This window comes from Ureibacillus aquaedulcis, assembly GCF_030418165.1.
In the GTDB taxonomy this organism is placed as follows: domain Bacteria; phylum Bacillota; class Bacilli; order Bacillales_A; family Planococcaceae; genus Ureibacillus; species Ureibacillus aquaedulcis.
In genome coordinates this window covers 65249-82367 of record NZ_JAUHTQ010000002.1, presented here as the reverse complement: position 1 = coordinate 82367, position 17119 = coordinate 65249, and the positions used below count along the sequence as shown (strand labels likewise).

12 protein-coding genes and 1 pseudogene are annotated in these 17119 nt (G+C 36.2%); 4 read left to right on the top strand and 9 right to left on the bottom strand.

Features of this window, described 5'->3' with window-relative positions; translation table 11 throughout:
• Positions 1-269: 269 nt before the first annotated feature.
• From QYB95_RS03035 to QYB95_RS03010, 6 genes are all read right to left on the bottom strand, one after another.
• Entirely contained in the window at positions 270-2375 is a 2106-nt protein-coding gene (locus QYB95_RS03035; protein ID WP_301137050.1) for a transglycosylase domain-containing protein, read from the bottom strand.
• Between the two features lie 365 nt (positions 2376-2740).
• Positions 2741-3733 (bottom strand): biotin synthase BioB, encoded by a 993-nt coding sequence (gene bioB / locus QYB95_RS03030; RefSeq protein ID WP_301137048.1) that lies wholly within the window; start codon positions 3731-3733, stop codon positions 2741-2743.
• Positions 3734-3894: 161 nt separating this feature from the next.
• Positions 3895-4254 carry a hypothetical protein gene (locus QYB95_RS03025; protein WP_301136613.1) on the bottom strand — a complete coding sequence of 120 codons (360 nt, stop codon included), beginning with the start codon at positions 4252-4254 and terminating at the stop codon, positions 3895-3897.
• A gap of 373 nt (positions 4255-4627) precedes the next feature.
• Positions 4628-6118 carry an MFS transporter gene (locus QYB95_RS03020; protein WP_301136612.1) on the bottom strand — a complete coding sequence of 497 codons (1491 nt, stop codon included), beginning with the start codon at positions 6116-6118 and terminating at the stop codon, positions 4628-4630.
• A 440-nt stretch (positions 6119-6558) separates the two neighbouring features.
• On the bottom strand, positions 6559-7107 hold the full coding sequence (locus tag QYB95_RS03015) for a hypothetical protein (RefSeq protein WP_301136611.1): 549 nt from the start codon (positions 7105-7107) through the stop codon (positions 6559-6561).
• A gap of 166 nt (positions 7108-7273) precedes the next feature.
• Positions 7274-7696: a hypothetical protein gene (locus QYB95_RS03010; RefSeq protein WP_301136609.1), complete on the bottom strand. Its 423-nt coding sequence runs from the start codon at positions 7694-7696 to the stop codon at positions 7274-7276.
• A gap of 932 nt (positions 7697-8628) precedes the next feature.
• Between QYB95_RS03010 and QYB95_RS03005 the strand changes: the two genes are divergently transcribed.
• The 4 genes from QYB95_RS03005 to QYB95_RS02990 all read left to right on the top strand — a co-directional run bounded on the left by QYB95_RS03005 (position 8629) and on the right by QYB95_RS02990 (position 13679).
• On the top strand, positions 8629-9519 hold the full coding sequence (locus QYB95_RS03005) for a dimethylarginine dimethylaminohydrolase family protein (RefSeq protein WP_301136608.1): 891 nt from the start codon (positions 8629-8631) through the stop codon (positions 9517-9519).
• A 52-nt stretch (positions 9520-9571) separates the two neighbouring features.
• Entirely contained in the window at positions 9572-10372 is an 801-nt protein-coding gene (locus tag QYB95_RS03000; protein ID WP_301136607.1) for a dimethylarginine dimethylaminohydrolase family protein, read from the top strand.
• 102 nt (positions 10373-10474) lie between these two features.
• Complete coding sequence (locus QYB95_RS02995) at positions 10475-12094, top strand: M20/M25/M40 family metallo-hydrolase (protein WP_301136606.1); 1620 nt, start codon at positions 10475-10477, stop codon at positions 12092-12094.
• Between the two features lie 172 nt (positions 12095-12266).
• On the top strand, positions 12267-13679 hold the full coding sequence (locus tag QYB95_RS02990) for an amino acid permease (protein ID WP_301137047.1): 1413 nt from the start codon (positions 12267-12269) through the stop codon (positions 13677-13679).
• A 58-nt stretch (positions 13680-13737) separates the two neighbouring features.
• Here the strand turns inward: QYB95_RS02990 and QYB95_RS02985 are convergent, their stop codons facing one another.
• From QYB95_RS02985 to QYB95_RS02975, 3 genes and pseudogenes are all read right to left on the bottom strand, one after another.
• Positions 13738-14472, bottom strand: coding sequence for an IclR family transcriptional regulator (locus QYB95_RS02985; protein ID WP_301136605.1), 735 nt, complete (start codon positions 14470-14472; stop codon positions 13738-13740).
• Between the two features lie 504 nt (positions 14473-14976).
• Positions 14977-15492, bottom strand: a complete 516-nt coding sequence (locus QYB95_RS02980) for a P-loop nucleotide/nucleoside kinase family protein (RefSeq protein WP_301136604.1) — start codon at positions 15490-15492, stop codon at positions 14977-14979.
• Positions 15493-15924: 432 nt separating this feature from the next.
• Positions 15925-16877 (bottom strand): annotated as a pseudogene (locus QYB95_RS02975) (aldo/keto reductase).
• Positions 16878-17119 lie beyond the last annotated feature (242 nt).

The window sequence follows — 17119 nt, the reverse complement described above, 5'->3', positions numbered from 1 at the left end:
GGCTATAGTCAGAAAATAATTTAGTAAGAAACAATACCGCGGAGGATAAATGATAGCGTTTTTCAAATGTTAAAGAATCACAATCATCATAAATTGAACGAAGGTGCTGGATACTTAGTTAAAATTCTCATTCTAAATCCGCTTTATATAAACAATTAATGATGGAAGAACGATTTAAAAAACTAAGAATCTTATCCTTTCACTCAATTGGTCCGTAACAAGCCGTAATGTGTCTCTAGATGACTTGATATCCTTCCACTATACATTTTCTATTCATCTTTCTTAACTTTTTCTTTCTTCTCTTCCTTCTTTTCCTTGCCTTTTTCTTTCTTCTCCTCTTTCTTCTTCTCCTTTTCTTCTTTCTTCTTTTCTTTTTCGATTTCTTTTTCTTCTTTCCTCTTATCTTCTTCCTTCTTAATTTCTTCCTTTTTCTTATCCTCTTCCTTCTTTTCTTTTTCCCATTCATCAAGCTTTTTGGTTAGCAATGATAAATCAAATTCTTTCTTTGAAAAGTCAGTAATGGACTGAGACAAAATTTCTTTAAACACTTTGGTCACAGTAGAGCTGCTAGAATCCATTAAATAGTTATTTTCATTCGTTTTATCGTACCCCATCCAAACTGCCCCGACTATTTCTGGTGTATATCCGATAAACCAATGATCCTTTGCTCCTCCTGTATTAGCAAAAGGAAGCTGTGTTGTTCCCGTTTTACCTGCAATTTCCCATCCCTCTACTCCAGCATTGATTCCTGAGCCTTCTTCAACGACCCCTTTGAGCATATAGGTTATTTTCTGGGCAACTAGGGGATCCGTAACTTTGGTCGCATTACTCTGCCATTTTGCGATGACCTCGCCATCTGCATCTTCGACTCTTTGAATAGAGTGTGCTTCTACCATTACGCCATTATTCGGGAAAGTGGAAAAAGCTTGGGCCATCGCTAAAGGCGATACACCTTCATTCATTCCACCAAGTGCCAAACCGGGATTATAATCCTCTTCATTTAATTTGATACCAAAACGCTCCACTGCATTTGCGCCGTATTCCAATCCCATTCTCTGCAATAACCATACTGCCGGGACGTTATATGAATGAATTAAAGCTTCATACATCGTAACTTCTCCTCGAAACTGATTATCGAAATTCATTGGTTGATATCCGTCAATATTAATCGGGGAATCTTGCAACATATCATAGATTTCGTACCCTTGTTCCAAAGCCGGAGTATATACTGCCAGTGGTTTCATGGTAGAGGCAGGTTGTCTTTTCAGTTGTGTAGCACGATTGAATCCTCTGAATGTATGTTCCCCTCTTCCACCAACTAGTGCGTTGATTCCGCCCGTAGAAGGATTAATGAAAATTGCCCCACTTTGAATCAGCTGGTCAGATTGCCCTTCCGGAAACATTTCATCATTCCTGTACACCTGTTCAACAGCATCTTGTATGGTTGGATTTAACTCCGTATAGATATGAAGTCCACCTGCAAGAACCTCATTTTCTGTAAGATCATAATTTTTTATAGCTTCCTCAATAATATGATCTACATAATAAGGGTATTTACCTTCATACTCATCAATCTTATTGCCCTCCAAGACAATGGTCTGTTCTTTTGCCTTTGCCACATCCTCTTGAATAATGTAGCCCTCTTTCTCCATCAAGGATAAAACAAGATTTCTTCGTTCAACAGATTTCTCCATATCTTTAAATGGGGACAAGATGGAGGGTGCTTTAATCAACCCTGCAAGCATGGCAGACTCACCGATTGTTAATTCGCCAACATCCTTGCCAAAATAGGTTTGTGAAGCACGCTGGATACCCCAGGCTCCTTCGCCGAAATAAATCTGATTTAAGTACCGTTCCATGATTTCATCTTTGGAGTATGTTTGCTCGATTTTTTTCGTCAATATAAGTTCTTTAAACTTTCTTGTATACGTACGTTCTTGTGTTAAGAATACATTCTTTGCCAACTGCTGTGTGACTGTGCTTCCTCCCGCCACAATTTCTCCACTCATCATGTTTTGTGCCAAGGCCCGAACAATTCCGATATAATTAATTCCCTCGTGCTTGTAAAATCTCTGGTCTTCTGTAGCGATTACAGCATGAATAAGATGTTCCGGAATCTGTTTTATGCTAACTCCTTCGATATTCGATACTTCAATCTTACTAGCTACCTTACCATTCTGATCATATATAATCGTTGGCTGAGGAGTTGGTTCTTCCAGTTTACTGACATCACTTGTCCAAATTAAAATATTTAATATGAGTAAGCTGCATAAAGCGAATCCTAACATACCTATTAAAATCTTCATGATCACTTTCTTATCTTTAAACTTACTCCATAGCCGCAAGTTTAATTTTTGTTGCTGTCTTCTTTCCATTCTTCCCAAACTTTTGTACCTCCTTCAGCACTGACGATGTTTAACAGTGCCCGCTGCATAAATGTTATTGTTAGATAGGGATTATATATAGTCAATAGGGATATAGTAATCTAATACTTTATTACCTCTTATGTAACACTTGCATTGGCTTTTGCAATAGCCTCAACTGACACTTAACATATAAGGCCCCATCAATTAAAAAAAGAGTAATACAGATTACCTGTTTACTCTTTTGACCGCAAATTTATGAATGCGGGGTTATTTAAATTACTTCAATTCAGTTATACTCCTTTTTTTAAATCCTGAATTCGACACCAATTGTCTCTGGTGATTCCCTCCAGTGCTTTAGGCCAATCCAAATAATTTTATAATAGAGCAGCCTGTTTTTCTGCTAGCTCGATTTCAAAACCTAGATCTCTTAACATCGCATAATCCTGGTTCTCTTCCTGACCTTCTGTAGTTAAGTAGTCCCCTACGAAAATACTGTTGGCTGCATACAAGCCTAGGGGTTGCAGCGAACCAAGGTTTATCTCGCGGCCACCCGCAATTCGAATTTCTTTTGCAGGATTAATATAACGGAATAAAGCCAAAACCTTTAAACAATAACGGGGATTCAACTCTTTTGTGCCCGCTAGCTTTGTCCCTTCAATCGCATTCAAGAAGTTGACGGGTATAGAATCTGCATCTAGAGCTCTTAATGCTAAAGCGATATCAATAACGTCCTCTTTTGTTTCTCTCATCCCGATAATGGCTCCCGAACAAGGGGATAGACCATGTTTTTTCGCAATCTCCACTGTATTGACACGATCTTCATAGGTATGAGAGGTTGTAATATAATCATGATGACGGGAAGATGTGTTTAAATTGTGGTTGTAGCGATCCACACCGGCATCTTTTAACTGTTCTGCTTGGTCATCCTTTAATAACCCCAAGCAAGCACATACTTTTAAACCGTACATTTCTTTTATTTCTTTAACAGCATCACTTACTACATTTACATCTTTTCGTGTAGGTCCTCTGCCGCTCGCCACAATACAAAATGTACCGATTTTGTTTTCAAAAGCTTGTTTGGCGCCGGCTAGAATTTCTTCCTTTGTGATGAATGGATACTTTTCAATCGGAGCGGCAGAAATTGATGATTGTGAGCAATAACCGCAGTTTTCCGGACAATAGCCGCTTTTCGCATTAATAATCATGTTAAGCTTTACTTTTTTACCGAAGTAATGCTTGCGGATGGTAAAGGCACCTTGCATTATCGGTAATAACTCATCATCATCAGCTTGTAAAATTGCCATTGCCTCTTCGTCATTCAGAATTTTTCCTTCGATTACTTCATGAGCAAGTGTTATCCAGTTCATCATATTTCTCCTTTTCTATTTTGTTGTTAAAAGTATCGAGAACTTTGAAGGACTCCTCCAAGGATGGTTTCTCTTCAATATTTACGTTAACTAAAATACTTATATAGTTAACATAAAATATAAATAAAAAACCATTTTATGTCAACCCTATCCCTATTAAGTTAACCCAACGTTGATAGTTCAATGGTTTCTGATTTTGAATCCCATTCTATTATTGCTTTAATAGCCGAATCTTCACGTACATTAGAACAACTATAAAGTAAAGTAAGAACCCCGTTTTCATCTAATGTTGTCGAACCCTCTAAAGTATGGACGGAATACGCTATACGATCTGGGATTGAATCATGCCCAACATACTTTATATATCCTCCTGTTTTGCCACAATCATTTTGATTATCAATTTCATACAATACTTCCCAATTATCACTTTTACCGATAAAACTTAAAATGTTCTTTGTACAAGCACTTAAGATAACAACACAGACAATGAAAATCACGATTCTAACTATAGAGAACGTCATTTATTAACCTTACCCTTTCAAATGTTTTTTATTTGAAAAATGTCTTAATTATAAAGTAAGCAAACTTTTTAGATAAATGAACTCCATAGGAAATTTTTAACCTTACTTAAGTTTTTTAGAATACACACTGCTTAGTGGTAGTCCATGTCTGTCTCAAGATATAGTAAAAATCTTCTACCATAAAGGTTGAGTGCTCTCTAAATTCTGGAAATTTAAATTTGAACCTAATTCACTTGTTGGTGCCTATTTTATAAAGCAACACTTATATATAAAAAAGCGCCTATCCTAGTTACAGGAAAGCGCAATTTTGCTTATTAAGAAATATTTAGTTGATATTAAGTTTAAGAAATATGTTCCATTATTTTTCCTCTAATTACTTCCCATCTTCCGCACGATCTTCAATCCGTTCTTCTATTTCTTTCTTTTCTTCGTGCCACCATAATGCTTCTTCCGGTTCTTCCAATATCTCTTTGATTTCCGCTTTCTCTTCAACCGCCGGCGGTGACCCTCGTAGGGCTTTTCCTGAAGTATCCTTCAGAAACAGGGTTACTACAATAAAACCGACAATCGATGCAAATATCGCATAGTAGGCAGGTATCATTTGATTCGCGGTTTTGCTGATTAACCACGACACAAGTAATGGTGTCGTACCACCAAACAACGATGCAGATATATTAAATGTAATTGCCAATGCCCCATTCCGTACATTCGTAAAAAATAGAGATGGTAATAATGCTGGCATTGTTCCCTGGAAAGAGGCGGAGAATATGCCAAGAATCATTAGTCCAAAAAATACAAGCAAAGTGTTTCCACTACCGATTAAATTAAAAGCAGGTATACTTAAAATAATCAACCCGATTAAACCGCCTTGAATTACCTTCTTTGCTCCAATACGGTCACTAAAATATCCCATTAGCAATACAATCGGAATCATTATCACCATCACAATAACAATTAACAAAAGCCCTTCTGTTTCCCCATAACCAAGAACCGCCGTTAAATGAGATGGCATATAAGATAAAACAATATAGTTTACTACAATATAAAAGAAAACAACAAACATCCCCATCAGTATTGCTCTCCAATGGAACTGTAAAATATGCCTTACGGATTCATTATCATCCTCTTCTGATTTCTTTTCCTGCATTGCCTCAAAAGCGGGAGATTCTTCTAAATTATTTCGCAAATAAAAGCCGATCAGACCAATAGGGGCCGATATGAAGAATGGAATGCGCCAACCCCATTCCAACATTGTTTCCTCCCCTAAAATGTAGGTAAGTAAAGTAACTAGACCAGCTCCCGCTATATAGCCAACTAAGGTACCGACCTCTAGACCACTTGACATGAAACCCCTTTTTTTATCGGGTGTGGATTCAGCAATAAAGGTCATGGCACCCGAGTATTCTCCACCCGCTGAAAATCCTTGAACTAATCGGGCAATGAGTAAAAGCACCGTGGCAGTAGTGCCAATCGAAGCATAGCTCGGGATCAACCCTATACTTAACGTGGCAAGCGCCATCATAATCAGGGTAATAGCCAGCACTTTTTTACGACCTAAACGGTCCCCAAGCATTCCAAAGAAAATACCGCCAACAGGTCGAGCAATAAAAGCTACTGCAAAGGTTGCAAAAGAAAATACTAATTGCATAGGTCCACTAACTTCAGGAAAAAATACTTGTCCAATTGTGGCAGCAAGATACGAGTAAATCCCAAAATCGAACCATTCCATACCATTGCCAACAGCGGTTGCCATAACCGCCTTACGTGCGGAATCCGTGTCAACAACGGTTACATCCTCTTTTTTCAACTTTGGTTTTGATTTTCTTTTCAATTTTGGACTATTAGGATTTTTGTTATCAGGCAATCGAAAATCCTCCTTGTTGATTAATTGATCCTAATGTTAAAATATCCAAAATGCAATTTATTATTTATTGAACTCTTTTAAATAATTATGTCAGCAAAACTTGGTTAGTTTTCAACCTAAAATATGGCCTAATAATAATGTTAATAGTTATATTGGGTAGTCTGACTTGGATAGTGGTAAAGAAGGATTAATGTAGATATTAATGAGATGGGGATAAAGCTAACAAGTAGAGTTTAAACAATAAAATAAAAACTAATGATGATGAGGAAGTCTTACAAATCTATTCAACAGTTTAATACTTTGAAACACAATGCTCATCTTTTTGGTAAAACATAGGACTACTATAGATTTAACAGGTTAAAACTCAAGCTAATAGCTGATTCAATGAAAAAAAGCACTCTCCCTATTCAGGATAGCACCAAAAAATAAGAAGCTTTCTTTTAGCTACTTTTTTCTTTCATCCACTCTTTATATTCAGGTAAAGTGTATTCGTCCGTTTTTACAACCTTCCAATCATTGTCTTTATATTCTAGGAAGACCTTGATTAAAAGTTCCCCACCTGACTCCTCGAAATCACTTCTCAAATAGCCGATGCCCCCATGAAGAAGAACGATTACTTCATTATCATTTATGGTTTTCACTTTAATCCGACCAAAACCTTCAATATTATAATTGGCATCCAACATATCAAAATCTGCATTTAAGGTTTTCAGTTCCTCATTCTCAGCATTGACCCCTAGTTCAAGGTCAATATTATCTTTTAAGTCTGGATACTTGTCCCACAGAATGTTAATATCGTTGTTTATCACTGCTTGCGTTCGATAATACATATACTCTCTTAGTGGATTTGTGTATTTCACCCTATCAGATGATTCTGGCTCAACAAAATCTTCCATTTCTCCTTCTGAATTATGGTTTGTAGTTTGCTGGCAACCTAGCAAAGATAATAAAATAGAAGCCAGTAAACTCCCCAAAACAAGATATCTCATTATCCACCTCCTATATTTTATAGCCGAGCTGAGCTTCCATACGCATACAATTCCCCTTGTAAACCTTTCTGCATGTAATGATTATGACATAAATTAGGTCATTTAAACGTGGTATCCTTATGACGGAAAAGCGCCAAAAATTATTATTTAACTAAAGCACTATTAATTAAACAAACTTTATATTTCTCCGGATTGGATTTTCCACCAAAGCATAGAGTAAGCCCGCAACACCAAATAGTGTAATGGAATTGGTAATACTTAAATTATATTCATCTATGTGGCTAGAATCATATATGAAAAAAGAAAATACCCCTAGTATCCCCCCAAAAGAACTAAAGGTAAGCATCTTAAGCAGTAAAGGCTTTACAAATTTACTTACGATAAATGTCAGTGGCAAAAATGTAATAGGGTATAAGACAAAAGCTAAAGAACCCTTTAAGAACAAATAACCAACTCCTAAATCACTAAGTCCCATATATTCTGATGTCCTGATTTTATTCCCTTCTAAAAATTCTAAACCAAATCCAGCTAAGCCAAACAGTAATATAAATGGTGTCCACATAATTAAACAATGATATATGGTTTTCATACTAACCATCCTCTAATGAATTTTTTAACTATTAATACAATTAAACCTCTTAATTTATCAAACGTAAAAGGCTGAATAAAGTTACAGGTTTTCATTAATTAACCCGTTTAATAAAAATAAGCGCTCCCCTTACAATTCAAGGATAGCGCCAAAATATGTAATTGAGAAGTCTATATTATTTTCTTTTGTTACAGAAGCACTTACACCATAATCATTAGTAAAATTCTCAAAGTGATTTATTATTTGTTTAGCTTATTCCAAGGTATCTGCTTCGAAAATTATTGTAAGTTAGTATGTTGAAATTGTTGAAGAGATAAATGGAGAAAGGGAGAAACAACTAATCTTGAAGTTTTCCTATTGATGATCTTAAAACAGAGGATTGGGTTGAACCAGAATTATTTTAGACAATTTACAATAGAAAAGGCAAATTGGGATTTTACCAACCGTCTTGAATAGATACAGAGCCTTTATAAAATCGTTAAAATAAATTGGTTATATAAACAGTCTACTTATACCATTATAAATAACATTTTAATATAAATATCCAATAAATCTGCTCCCTATTTATGAAGAAAGACACTCTCCTATTTAGGACGTCAGATGTTAAAAATCGTTTTTCAAATAAAGCCCTCTTTATTTAAGTACACTCTTTCAAAACCGGCTTCAACTTTAAAAGATTTTTCCCCACCAAAGCCTCCGCAAAAATAACAGCTCTCGAATTGTTCGTCCTTCATCGCAGAATGCAATTCTGTCTTGACAAGTCTATAACTTTAAAAACAAGTCTGTTTCAAACGAAATAAGTTTCTAAACTATTAATAATTAAATATTCAAAAAATTAGTTTGACTATTTTGCTGAGGTAGTGTTAAATTTATACCATACTTTCCATTTAATAATATGATTTTCCGCATAGTGGAAAAGGAGGTCTATGTATATGTCATCTCAAACTTCACCAACTTATAGCTCATCAATGTTCAGCTCTTTACAAAGAGTCATTATCAAGCACCCTAAGGATGCCTTTATTAATCAAACTAACCTAAGTGACAACTGGCAAAAATTCAATTACATCGAAGTGCCAAATTTTCAAGATAGCATAATAGAATTCAATGAATTTCTAACCATCTTGGAAAAGCATGTACCCAACATTGATTATCTCCCTCATTCCGATCAAGTAGGAATGGACTCAATTTATACACATGATCCCGTCAAGTTTACTAAATACGGGGCAATAATCTTAAGGTCTGGCAAAGAACTTAGACAACCAGAAGCGGAAATCTATAAAGAGTACCTGGAGTTAAACGGAATCCCTATCGTCGGAGAATTGACTGGTGATGCACTTGCGGACGGAGGAGATTTAGTTTGGCTAGATGACCGCACCCTTGCTGTAGGATTAGGTTATCGAACAAACTTGGAAGCTATTAAACAACTAAGTGAAATTACGAAAGATTTTGTAGATGAATTAATTGTTGTGCAACTTCCACATGATCAAGGAGAAAATGAGTGTCTTCATTTGATGTCCTTCATAAGTATGATTGATACCGACTTAGCAGTTGTACATTCTCGGTTAATGCCGGTTTTTTTCAGACAGTTGTTGATTAAACGTGGCATTACATTAATCGAAGTGCCAAATGATGAGTACCTAAATTTAGGTTGTAACGTTCTTGCTTTAGCACCACGGGTGTGCGTCATGATTACCGGAAACGAAGTGACAAAGAAACAATTAATAGATGCCGGTGCTACTGTTTACGAATATAAAGGAAATGAGATTAGCTATAAGGGAACGGGGGGGCCAACTTGCTTGACTTGCCCAGTTGTTCGTAATTAATAAAACAAATACTTTAACCTATATGAAACACAATCAGAAAGGAAGATAAAATATGTTAAAAAACGTAAACCCTGGAACACTAGAAAAAGTTATTTTTAGAAACGTAATTGTAAAAACTCCTGGGAAAAGCTATGTTAATGGCTTAACGACTTCGGATCTAGGAATACCAGATTACAATCAATTATTAATTCAACATGAAGCTTATGTAGAAGCATTAAAAAAATGTGATGTAGAAGTAACTCACCTCCCAGCTAATGAAGATTACCCAGACTCTACGTTTGTAGAAGATACCGCAGTATTAACTCGTCAATTTGCAGTTGTGGCAAATCCAGGCGCAGCATCTAGAAATGCAGAGATTGTTGAAATGGAACCTGTGCTAACAAATTTCTTCCACAAAATTTATACCATCAAATATCCAGGTACACTTGATGGTGGTGATGTTCTCCAAGCGGATCAACATTTTTATATTGGCCTTTCTACACGTACAAATGAAGAAGGGGCTCGCCAATTAAAAGAAATTTTAGAGACTGAAGGTTATAAAGCAACCATCATTCAATTAAAAGAATTCTTCCATCTAAAGACTGGGATTGCATATCTTGGCAATAACATAATGGTTGTAGCGGGCGAGTTCATTGATCACCCTGCTTTTGAGCAGTATGAAAAAATTGTTGTATCAAAAAAGAATGAATACTCAGCAAATTGTATTCGTGTAAATGATTATGTCATTCTTCCAAAAGGTTACGAAGAAACAAAGAAGAAAATTGAGGGTGCTGGCTTTAAAACGATTGAACTTGAAATGTCAGAATTCCAAAAACAGGATGGCGGATTGAGTTGTTTATCACTACGTTTTTAATAACTGTTAAACATTAATATTGAGTGGTGGAGGTCTAACTCTTAGGCCCCTCCTTCTTTAAGAACTGCAACAAAATATTCTATTAGAAAATAGGTGGTCTCTTTGGGTAACTATAAATGGAACAACCCCGAACAACTTCGCTCCTTATTGTGCGAGGTTGTTAGCTGGGATAGCCGTACACACACGGAAGGAGAACGGAAATTTCCTTTTAAATTGCAACAAAAATTATTAGAGAATGATTATTTCAAGCAACATCCAGATTATTTATCATTACACGAAGCAGATCCTGGAAGAAATTTGGTTACAGCTTTATATAAACATCAAGATGCAACTGATACCGTTGTATTAATCAGCCATTTTGATACAGTGCAAACAGAAGAATATGGGGATCTTGAAGATTTAGCTTTTAATCCAGAGCTTTTAACAAAAGAATTAATTAAACGTAAAAATGAGCTAAATGAAGAGTCACGGATTGATCTGGAATCCGGCGATTTTTTATTTGGCCGTGGCACAATGGATATGAAAATGGGTCTTGTTCTCCATATGTCGATGATTGAAAAAGCGATTTCAGAAGATTGGCCTATTAATCTTGTATTAGTAACTGTACCTGATGAAGAGGTAAATTCTGCAGGAATGCGTGCTGCGGTAAAGGTTTTAGTTGCCTTGCGCGAACAATACACACTGTCCTATAAATTATTTCTAAACGCGGAACCTTCTTTCACACAAAAACCAGGGGATGAAAACTATTACATCTATAGTGGAACCATTGGGAAAATCATGCCTGCCGCCCTTTTCTACGGGAAGGAAACGCATGTTGGCGAACCATTAAAGGGTATGACAGCAAACTACATCTCTACATTCATGACACAGTTAATGGAATGGAATGCTTTGTTCTGTGAAAGTGAACGTGGTGAAAGTACTCCCCTTCCGGTTTCCTTACAACAAAAAGATTTAAAACTACAATATTCAACACAAACACCCTATCGTGCCGTAGCATTGTATAACGTATTTTTGATGAAACGAACTGCACAAGACGTTATGAATTTATTTGAACAGGTAGCACTTAAAGCAGCTAAACAATGTAATGAAGCATATCAATTGATTTGTGCACAGGCCCGGGTAAAACCCATCGGCAAAGTTAGCGTAATAAGGTATCAAGAACTTTTAGAATATGCGGAAAAGAAATTGGGTAAAAAGCAAGTTGAAAAACTGCTAAGTGATGTACTTGCACATGATGAATGGGATGAAAGGGAAAAATCGTTACGTGCTGCGGATGAATTACTTATTCGCTGTTCTGAATTAGCACCAGCAATTGTATTATTATTCGCACCACCCTACTATCCAGCAGTGAACTCATCAGATGACCCATTAATTAAAGAAACTATTGAATTGGTGAAAAACCTGGCATTAAAAGAATTTGAATTGGAAGTAAAACAAATTCATTACTTCAATGGACTATGTGACTTAAGTTATGTGAATTATCAGGATCAATCTTACGGATGGACAACCTTTGAACAAAACACACCTACTTGGGGTTCCTTATATAATATCCCTTTCCAACAAATGAGTGAGCTTCAAGCACCTATATTAAATGTTGGACCATTCGGCAAGGATCCCCATCAAAGCACTGAGCGTGTTCATATTAATAGTGCTTTCGTTCAAACACCTAAATTGATTGAAAGTTTGTTAAAGGAGTTATTTTCAGTGAAACCAACAATGTGAGTGTACTTAAATTTCCTCTTTTCAAGGCGAAATACATTCATTTTGTTTTAATATTGATAGTTAGTAATCCAGCATTCTCTTGTATCTGTTGATAAAAAGAAAACTAAAACAAAAAAGGATGGTGAAGTGATTGGTAAAATTAAAGGATCAATCTAACCTGTTAAACCGCTCCATGAAAAGTCGCCACTTATTCATGTTATCTCTTGGTGGTGTAATTGGGACCGGTTTATTTCTAAATGCCGGGTATACCATTAATCAAGCGGGTCCCGGGGGTGCATTAATAGGTTACATTTTCGGTGGCTTGATTTTATACATGGTGATGGTTTGTTTAGGGGAACTCGCGGTATACATGCCTGTTTCCGGATCTTTTCAAACATACGCTAGCAAATTCGTTACCCCTTCAGCAGGTTTTTCTCTAGGATGGATGTATTTCGTTGGTTCTGCTACTACCGCAGGTGTTGAATTTACTGCAGCGGGAATATTAATGCAACGCTGGTTCCCGGATGTTTCCATATGGATATGGTGTGCCCTTTTTATTGCCTTATTGTTCGGACTCAATGCCCTAACTACAAAAGCCTTTGGAGAAGCGGAATACTGGTTTGCAGGAGTTAAAGTTGTTGCAGTGATCTTATTTATTCTAATCGGAGTTGCAGCTTCAGTTGGTATCATGCCATTAGAAGATCGCCCAGCTCCTTTTGTAGAAAACTTAGCACCAACTGGCTTGTTTCCTGCTGGGCTTGGCATAATTTTTGTAACGATGATGAATGTTATTTTCTCCTACCAAGGTTCTGAATTAATAGGGATTGCTGCGGGTGAAAGTGAAAATCCTAATAAAGACATTCCTCGTGCTATTAAAAATATATTATTTCGAATCATAGTGTTCTATCTTTCTTCCATAATTATCTTGTCTGCTATCTTTCCGGCAAGTGAATTGGGGTTAATGGAAAGTCCTTTCGTCACGCTAATGGATTTAGTTGGAATTCCTTATGCAGCAGATATTATGAACTTTGTCATTTTAACGGCTGTTTTATCGGTAGGGAACTCTTGTATTTACGCTTCTACACGTTTGCTATGGTCAATGTCCAATGAAGGCATGGCACCAAAATTGTTTGGTTCATTGAATAAACGTAAAGTTCCATTTGCTGCACTAGTATTTACAATGATATTTTCATTACTGTCTTTATTAACAAGCGTATTAGCAGCAGATACCGTATTTGTGATCTTGATGTCAATAGCCGGAATATCAATAACAATCTCCTGGATTGGAATTGCCCTTTCACAGCTCATGTTTAGGCGAAAATATATTAAAGCTGGCGGAAAAATAGAAGATTTACGATATAGAGTAAAATTCTATCCTTTTGTACCAATTGCATGTATTGTAACTTGTACAGGGTTATTAGCATTCTTAGCCACGGATCCAACTCAAATATTAGGCTTGATAATCGGCATTGCATTTCTAGTTGCATGTTACCTCTTCTACTATTTCAAACATGATTTCCGGAATAAAAAAGAGCCCGTTAATATCCTTGAAATTGAAGTAGTTATCCAAAATAGTGAAAGTGAAAGAGAGACTTTAAAAGTATAAGCTCTAAACTAGAAATGCCCCAAAACGTGAGAGCTTTGGGGCATTTTTATACTGAAGGTCAGCCTTTATAAGCTAAATTTTTTGAAATACGTCTTCCACTCTCCATTACATTTTCAATTAAAAACTGCAGCTTTTCATTTGTCATGTTAAAGCTCACACAACCAATGCTAATTGCCCCTTCTATATCACCTGAATGGTTAAAGACCGGTGCTGCTATTGAAATTGTTCCTTCTGTCCGCTCACCACGGCTTATTCCATAACCATTTGCTTTGATTTCATTAATATGTTCTAGAAAAATAAGTTTCTCCGATTCGGGAACGAGAATATTAATGATTTGATTCGATTTTGCCTTGTCCATATGGGCAAGCATCGTTTTGTTAGCAGCACCTATGTTCATGGGAACTCTAACGCCAATTTTATCAACAACTCGGATTTGGTTCTCAGAGCTATCAATTCGTTCGAAGATTAAAGACTCTGTCTCCCCCATTGGTTTGTTAAAATATATGGTTTCCTTTACTATGTGCATGAGTTTTTCCATTTCTGCTCTAATATGACTGGTAAAATCAATGGAATCATACATTTGTAGCCCATACTCAAGCCAAAGTGTCCCTAGACCATATTCCTTTGTTTTTTCATTCTGAAGAATTAGCCCATGTTTTTCCAAAGATTTCAACAAACGATGCATTGTACTAACTGGAAGTTTACATTCTTTCGAAAGTTCTGTAATCGATAACCATTTGGAATTATTCGCAAGCGCTTTAATAATATCCATTGCTCGATCGATAGTTTGCATAATTTCACATCAACTTTCTCTGTCAGGTTATTATAAGGAAATTATAGCATATCAATTTTTTTCCCACTATACAAAATATACTTTCATTATACGGAATACCATCTGTGAAATAGGCACTATACTCCAATGGAGTGCCCAATTGTTGAAAAATAAATTTCTATTAGCTAGCTTATCACATCAGATGGAAACCACTTACCATGATTATGACAAAAGGAAGAAACTCAATATTTATTATATATGCTGACATCTTAGCACTAACTTTTCTCCGTCAACCTACAAATGGATTTAATTAGGAAGATAAAAAGCAAAATTACTTTCAACTTCAATTAACGTTTTGTTAAAAATTCGAGTTTTTTGTTACATACCACTATTCCGTCTCGTTAGCTTTTAGTGTAATATCGAAAATCTGGCACGATTACTGAAAAAAGCACAATTCTTCTACAAGAATTGCGCTCGTTTGCTGAATACCATAGGAGTTTCTATTAGCTGATTTAATCCGACTAATTATTTTTCTGGTTCTATAACGCTGTGTTGAACCAACTCAAGAATATTTAAACCCTCGGATGCTTCTGGTGCTTCAAAAAATTTAGTAACATGAATAAACATCGCTTCCGTGTCAAAGGCGGCTCTTTGGGGTTGTTCGATACGCCTTTGTGCAACTTGACGCAAGCATTGCTCGTTATTTAGATTAAGGAAAATTAGTTGATGGTTTGCATTGACCTCTGACGCCATATCCAAAAACCACTTACGCAGTTTTTGAGTATTAGCTGGAAAATCCATCACTACATCCGTGCCGACACTTAATATGTTTTGGACATGCATTTTCACCAATGGTTTGAGCTGCGCTGAGAATTTAATATAGTCTTCAAATGATCTGATCTCATTTGGATAAAGAGATTCAAGCCATTCATCCTCAGATAACAGAACCGCATGTTTTTCTTTGGCCAATTGTTTTGATTTAGTTGTTTTTCCTGCCCCCATTTTCCCACAGAAAAAGTACAGCGTCCCCAATTGTCTCATATTTTTATCCCCCATCTTATTTTGATGGTTTTTACCCCATCTGGTAAAATTATAATTTATAAATTTGGTTATTAGTATAGTCACTGTCTTCTTTTAATAAATTTATTGAGATTCAAATCAATATCTAAATCTGCTCCTTTAAGTTTGAATTTATTTTTTAATGTTTAGGATTTAAAGCCCCCATAAGACCCAGTCAGATTTTATTTCTCTAACTATATAATAAAACCTTTAATTAAAAATATGTAATAAGGCGTAGCTCCATTCTTCGGAATTGCAAGATGATTTAAAAGATAATGAAAAAATAATTTTGCAGACTCATAAATACTGAAAATATCATTGAATAAAAAAAACGAACAATCACGAGATTTCCTCTCATCAAGAAACTCGTAATTGTCCGCCTCCATGCGTTCGCTAAATATCCCAGCTACATTTTTATATATCTTGGCTTTTGCTATTCATCAACTTATTGTATGCATCCAAATATACCTTCTCTGCATTTGAAGCTCTATCATATGAATTCATCGCGCGATGCCATAATGGATATATAGGTTCAAGTGCTGTTAGGTCAGTAATTTGCGAAATATCCTCGTCCGTTAATTTCAAATTATATGATGCAATGTTTTCATGCAGCTGTTCTTTATTTCTTGCAGCTAGAACGACCGAATCTACATTTGGTCTATCACGTAACCATGCAAGAACAACTTGCGGTACTGTCGCTTTATGTTTAGCTGCCACATCTTGCAATAAATCGACCAGGTTATAAAATAAATCTAGATTTTTGATATATGGTTCCGGCCAGCCATTACCTTGTCTTGTGCCTGGTTCGGCTTTTTTATTTCTTGTTATTTTACCCGTAGTAGCCCCTCTCCCAAGGGGGACCAAATACTATTGGCAATACCTAGTTCTTTACCAGCCGGCAAAAGTTCATACTCCGCTTCACGTGATTCCGGGGTGTAATATATTTGCTGTGCAATTGGCGGCATCATATTATTTTCTACTGCTAGTGTATGTGTCTTGGCAAGCGCCCAACCGCTGTAATTGGATACTCCCCAATAACGAATTTTCCCTTTTTTAATTAGGTCATTCATCACTTGGACAGTCTCGTTGACTGGTACTTGTCCATCCCAACAATGAACATAGTATAAATCAATATAGTCAGTACCCAGCCTTTCCAATGTAGCATCTATTGACGATTCAATATTGATTCTTGTGGCACCCACATCATTTGGATTATCTGTCAGGGGAAACCCTGTTTTACTGCTGATGACCATATCATGACGCTTATTTCTTATTGCTTTGCCTAAGACAATTTCAGCATCACCCTTTGCATACAAATTTGCTGTATCAAATTGATTGATGCCTTGATCCAGAGCGTAATCTACCATATAATTTGCCGTTTCCTGATCCATGTCACTCACTTTTTCAAAGCCTTTAGTACCACTAAATGGGATTGTACCTAAAGCATATTTGGAAATATTCAAACCTGAATTGCCAAAAAGATTATAATCCATCATCATTCCTCCTTTGTATTGTTTTTTTCCACGTACCCTCAAAATAAAACGTTGTTGATGCTAGGAATGTTGTCCTTCCATAAAAAAGGCACAAAACTAGTAATAGAATTGCGTCA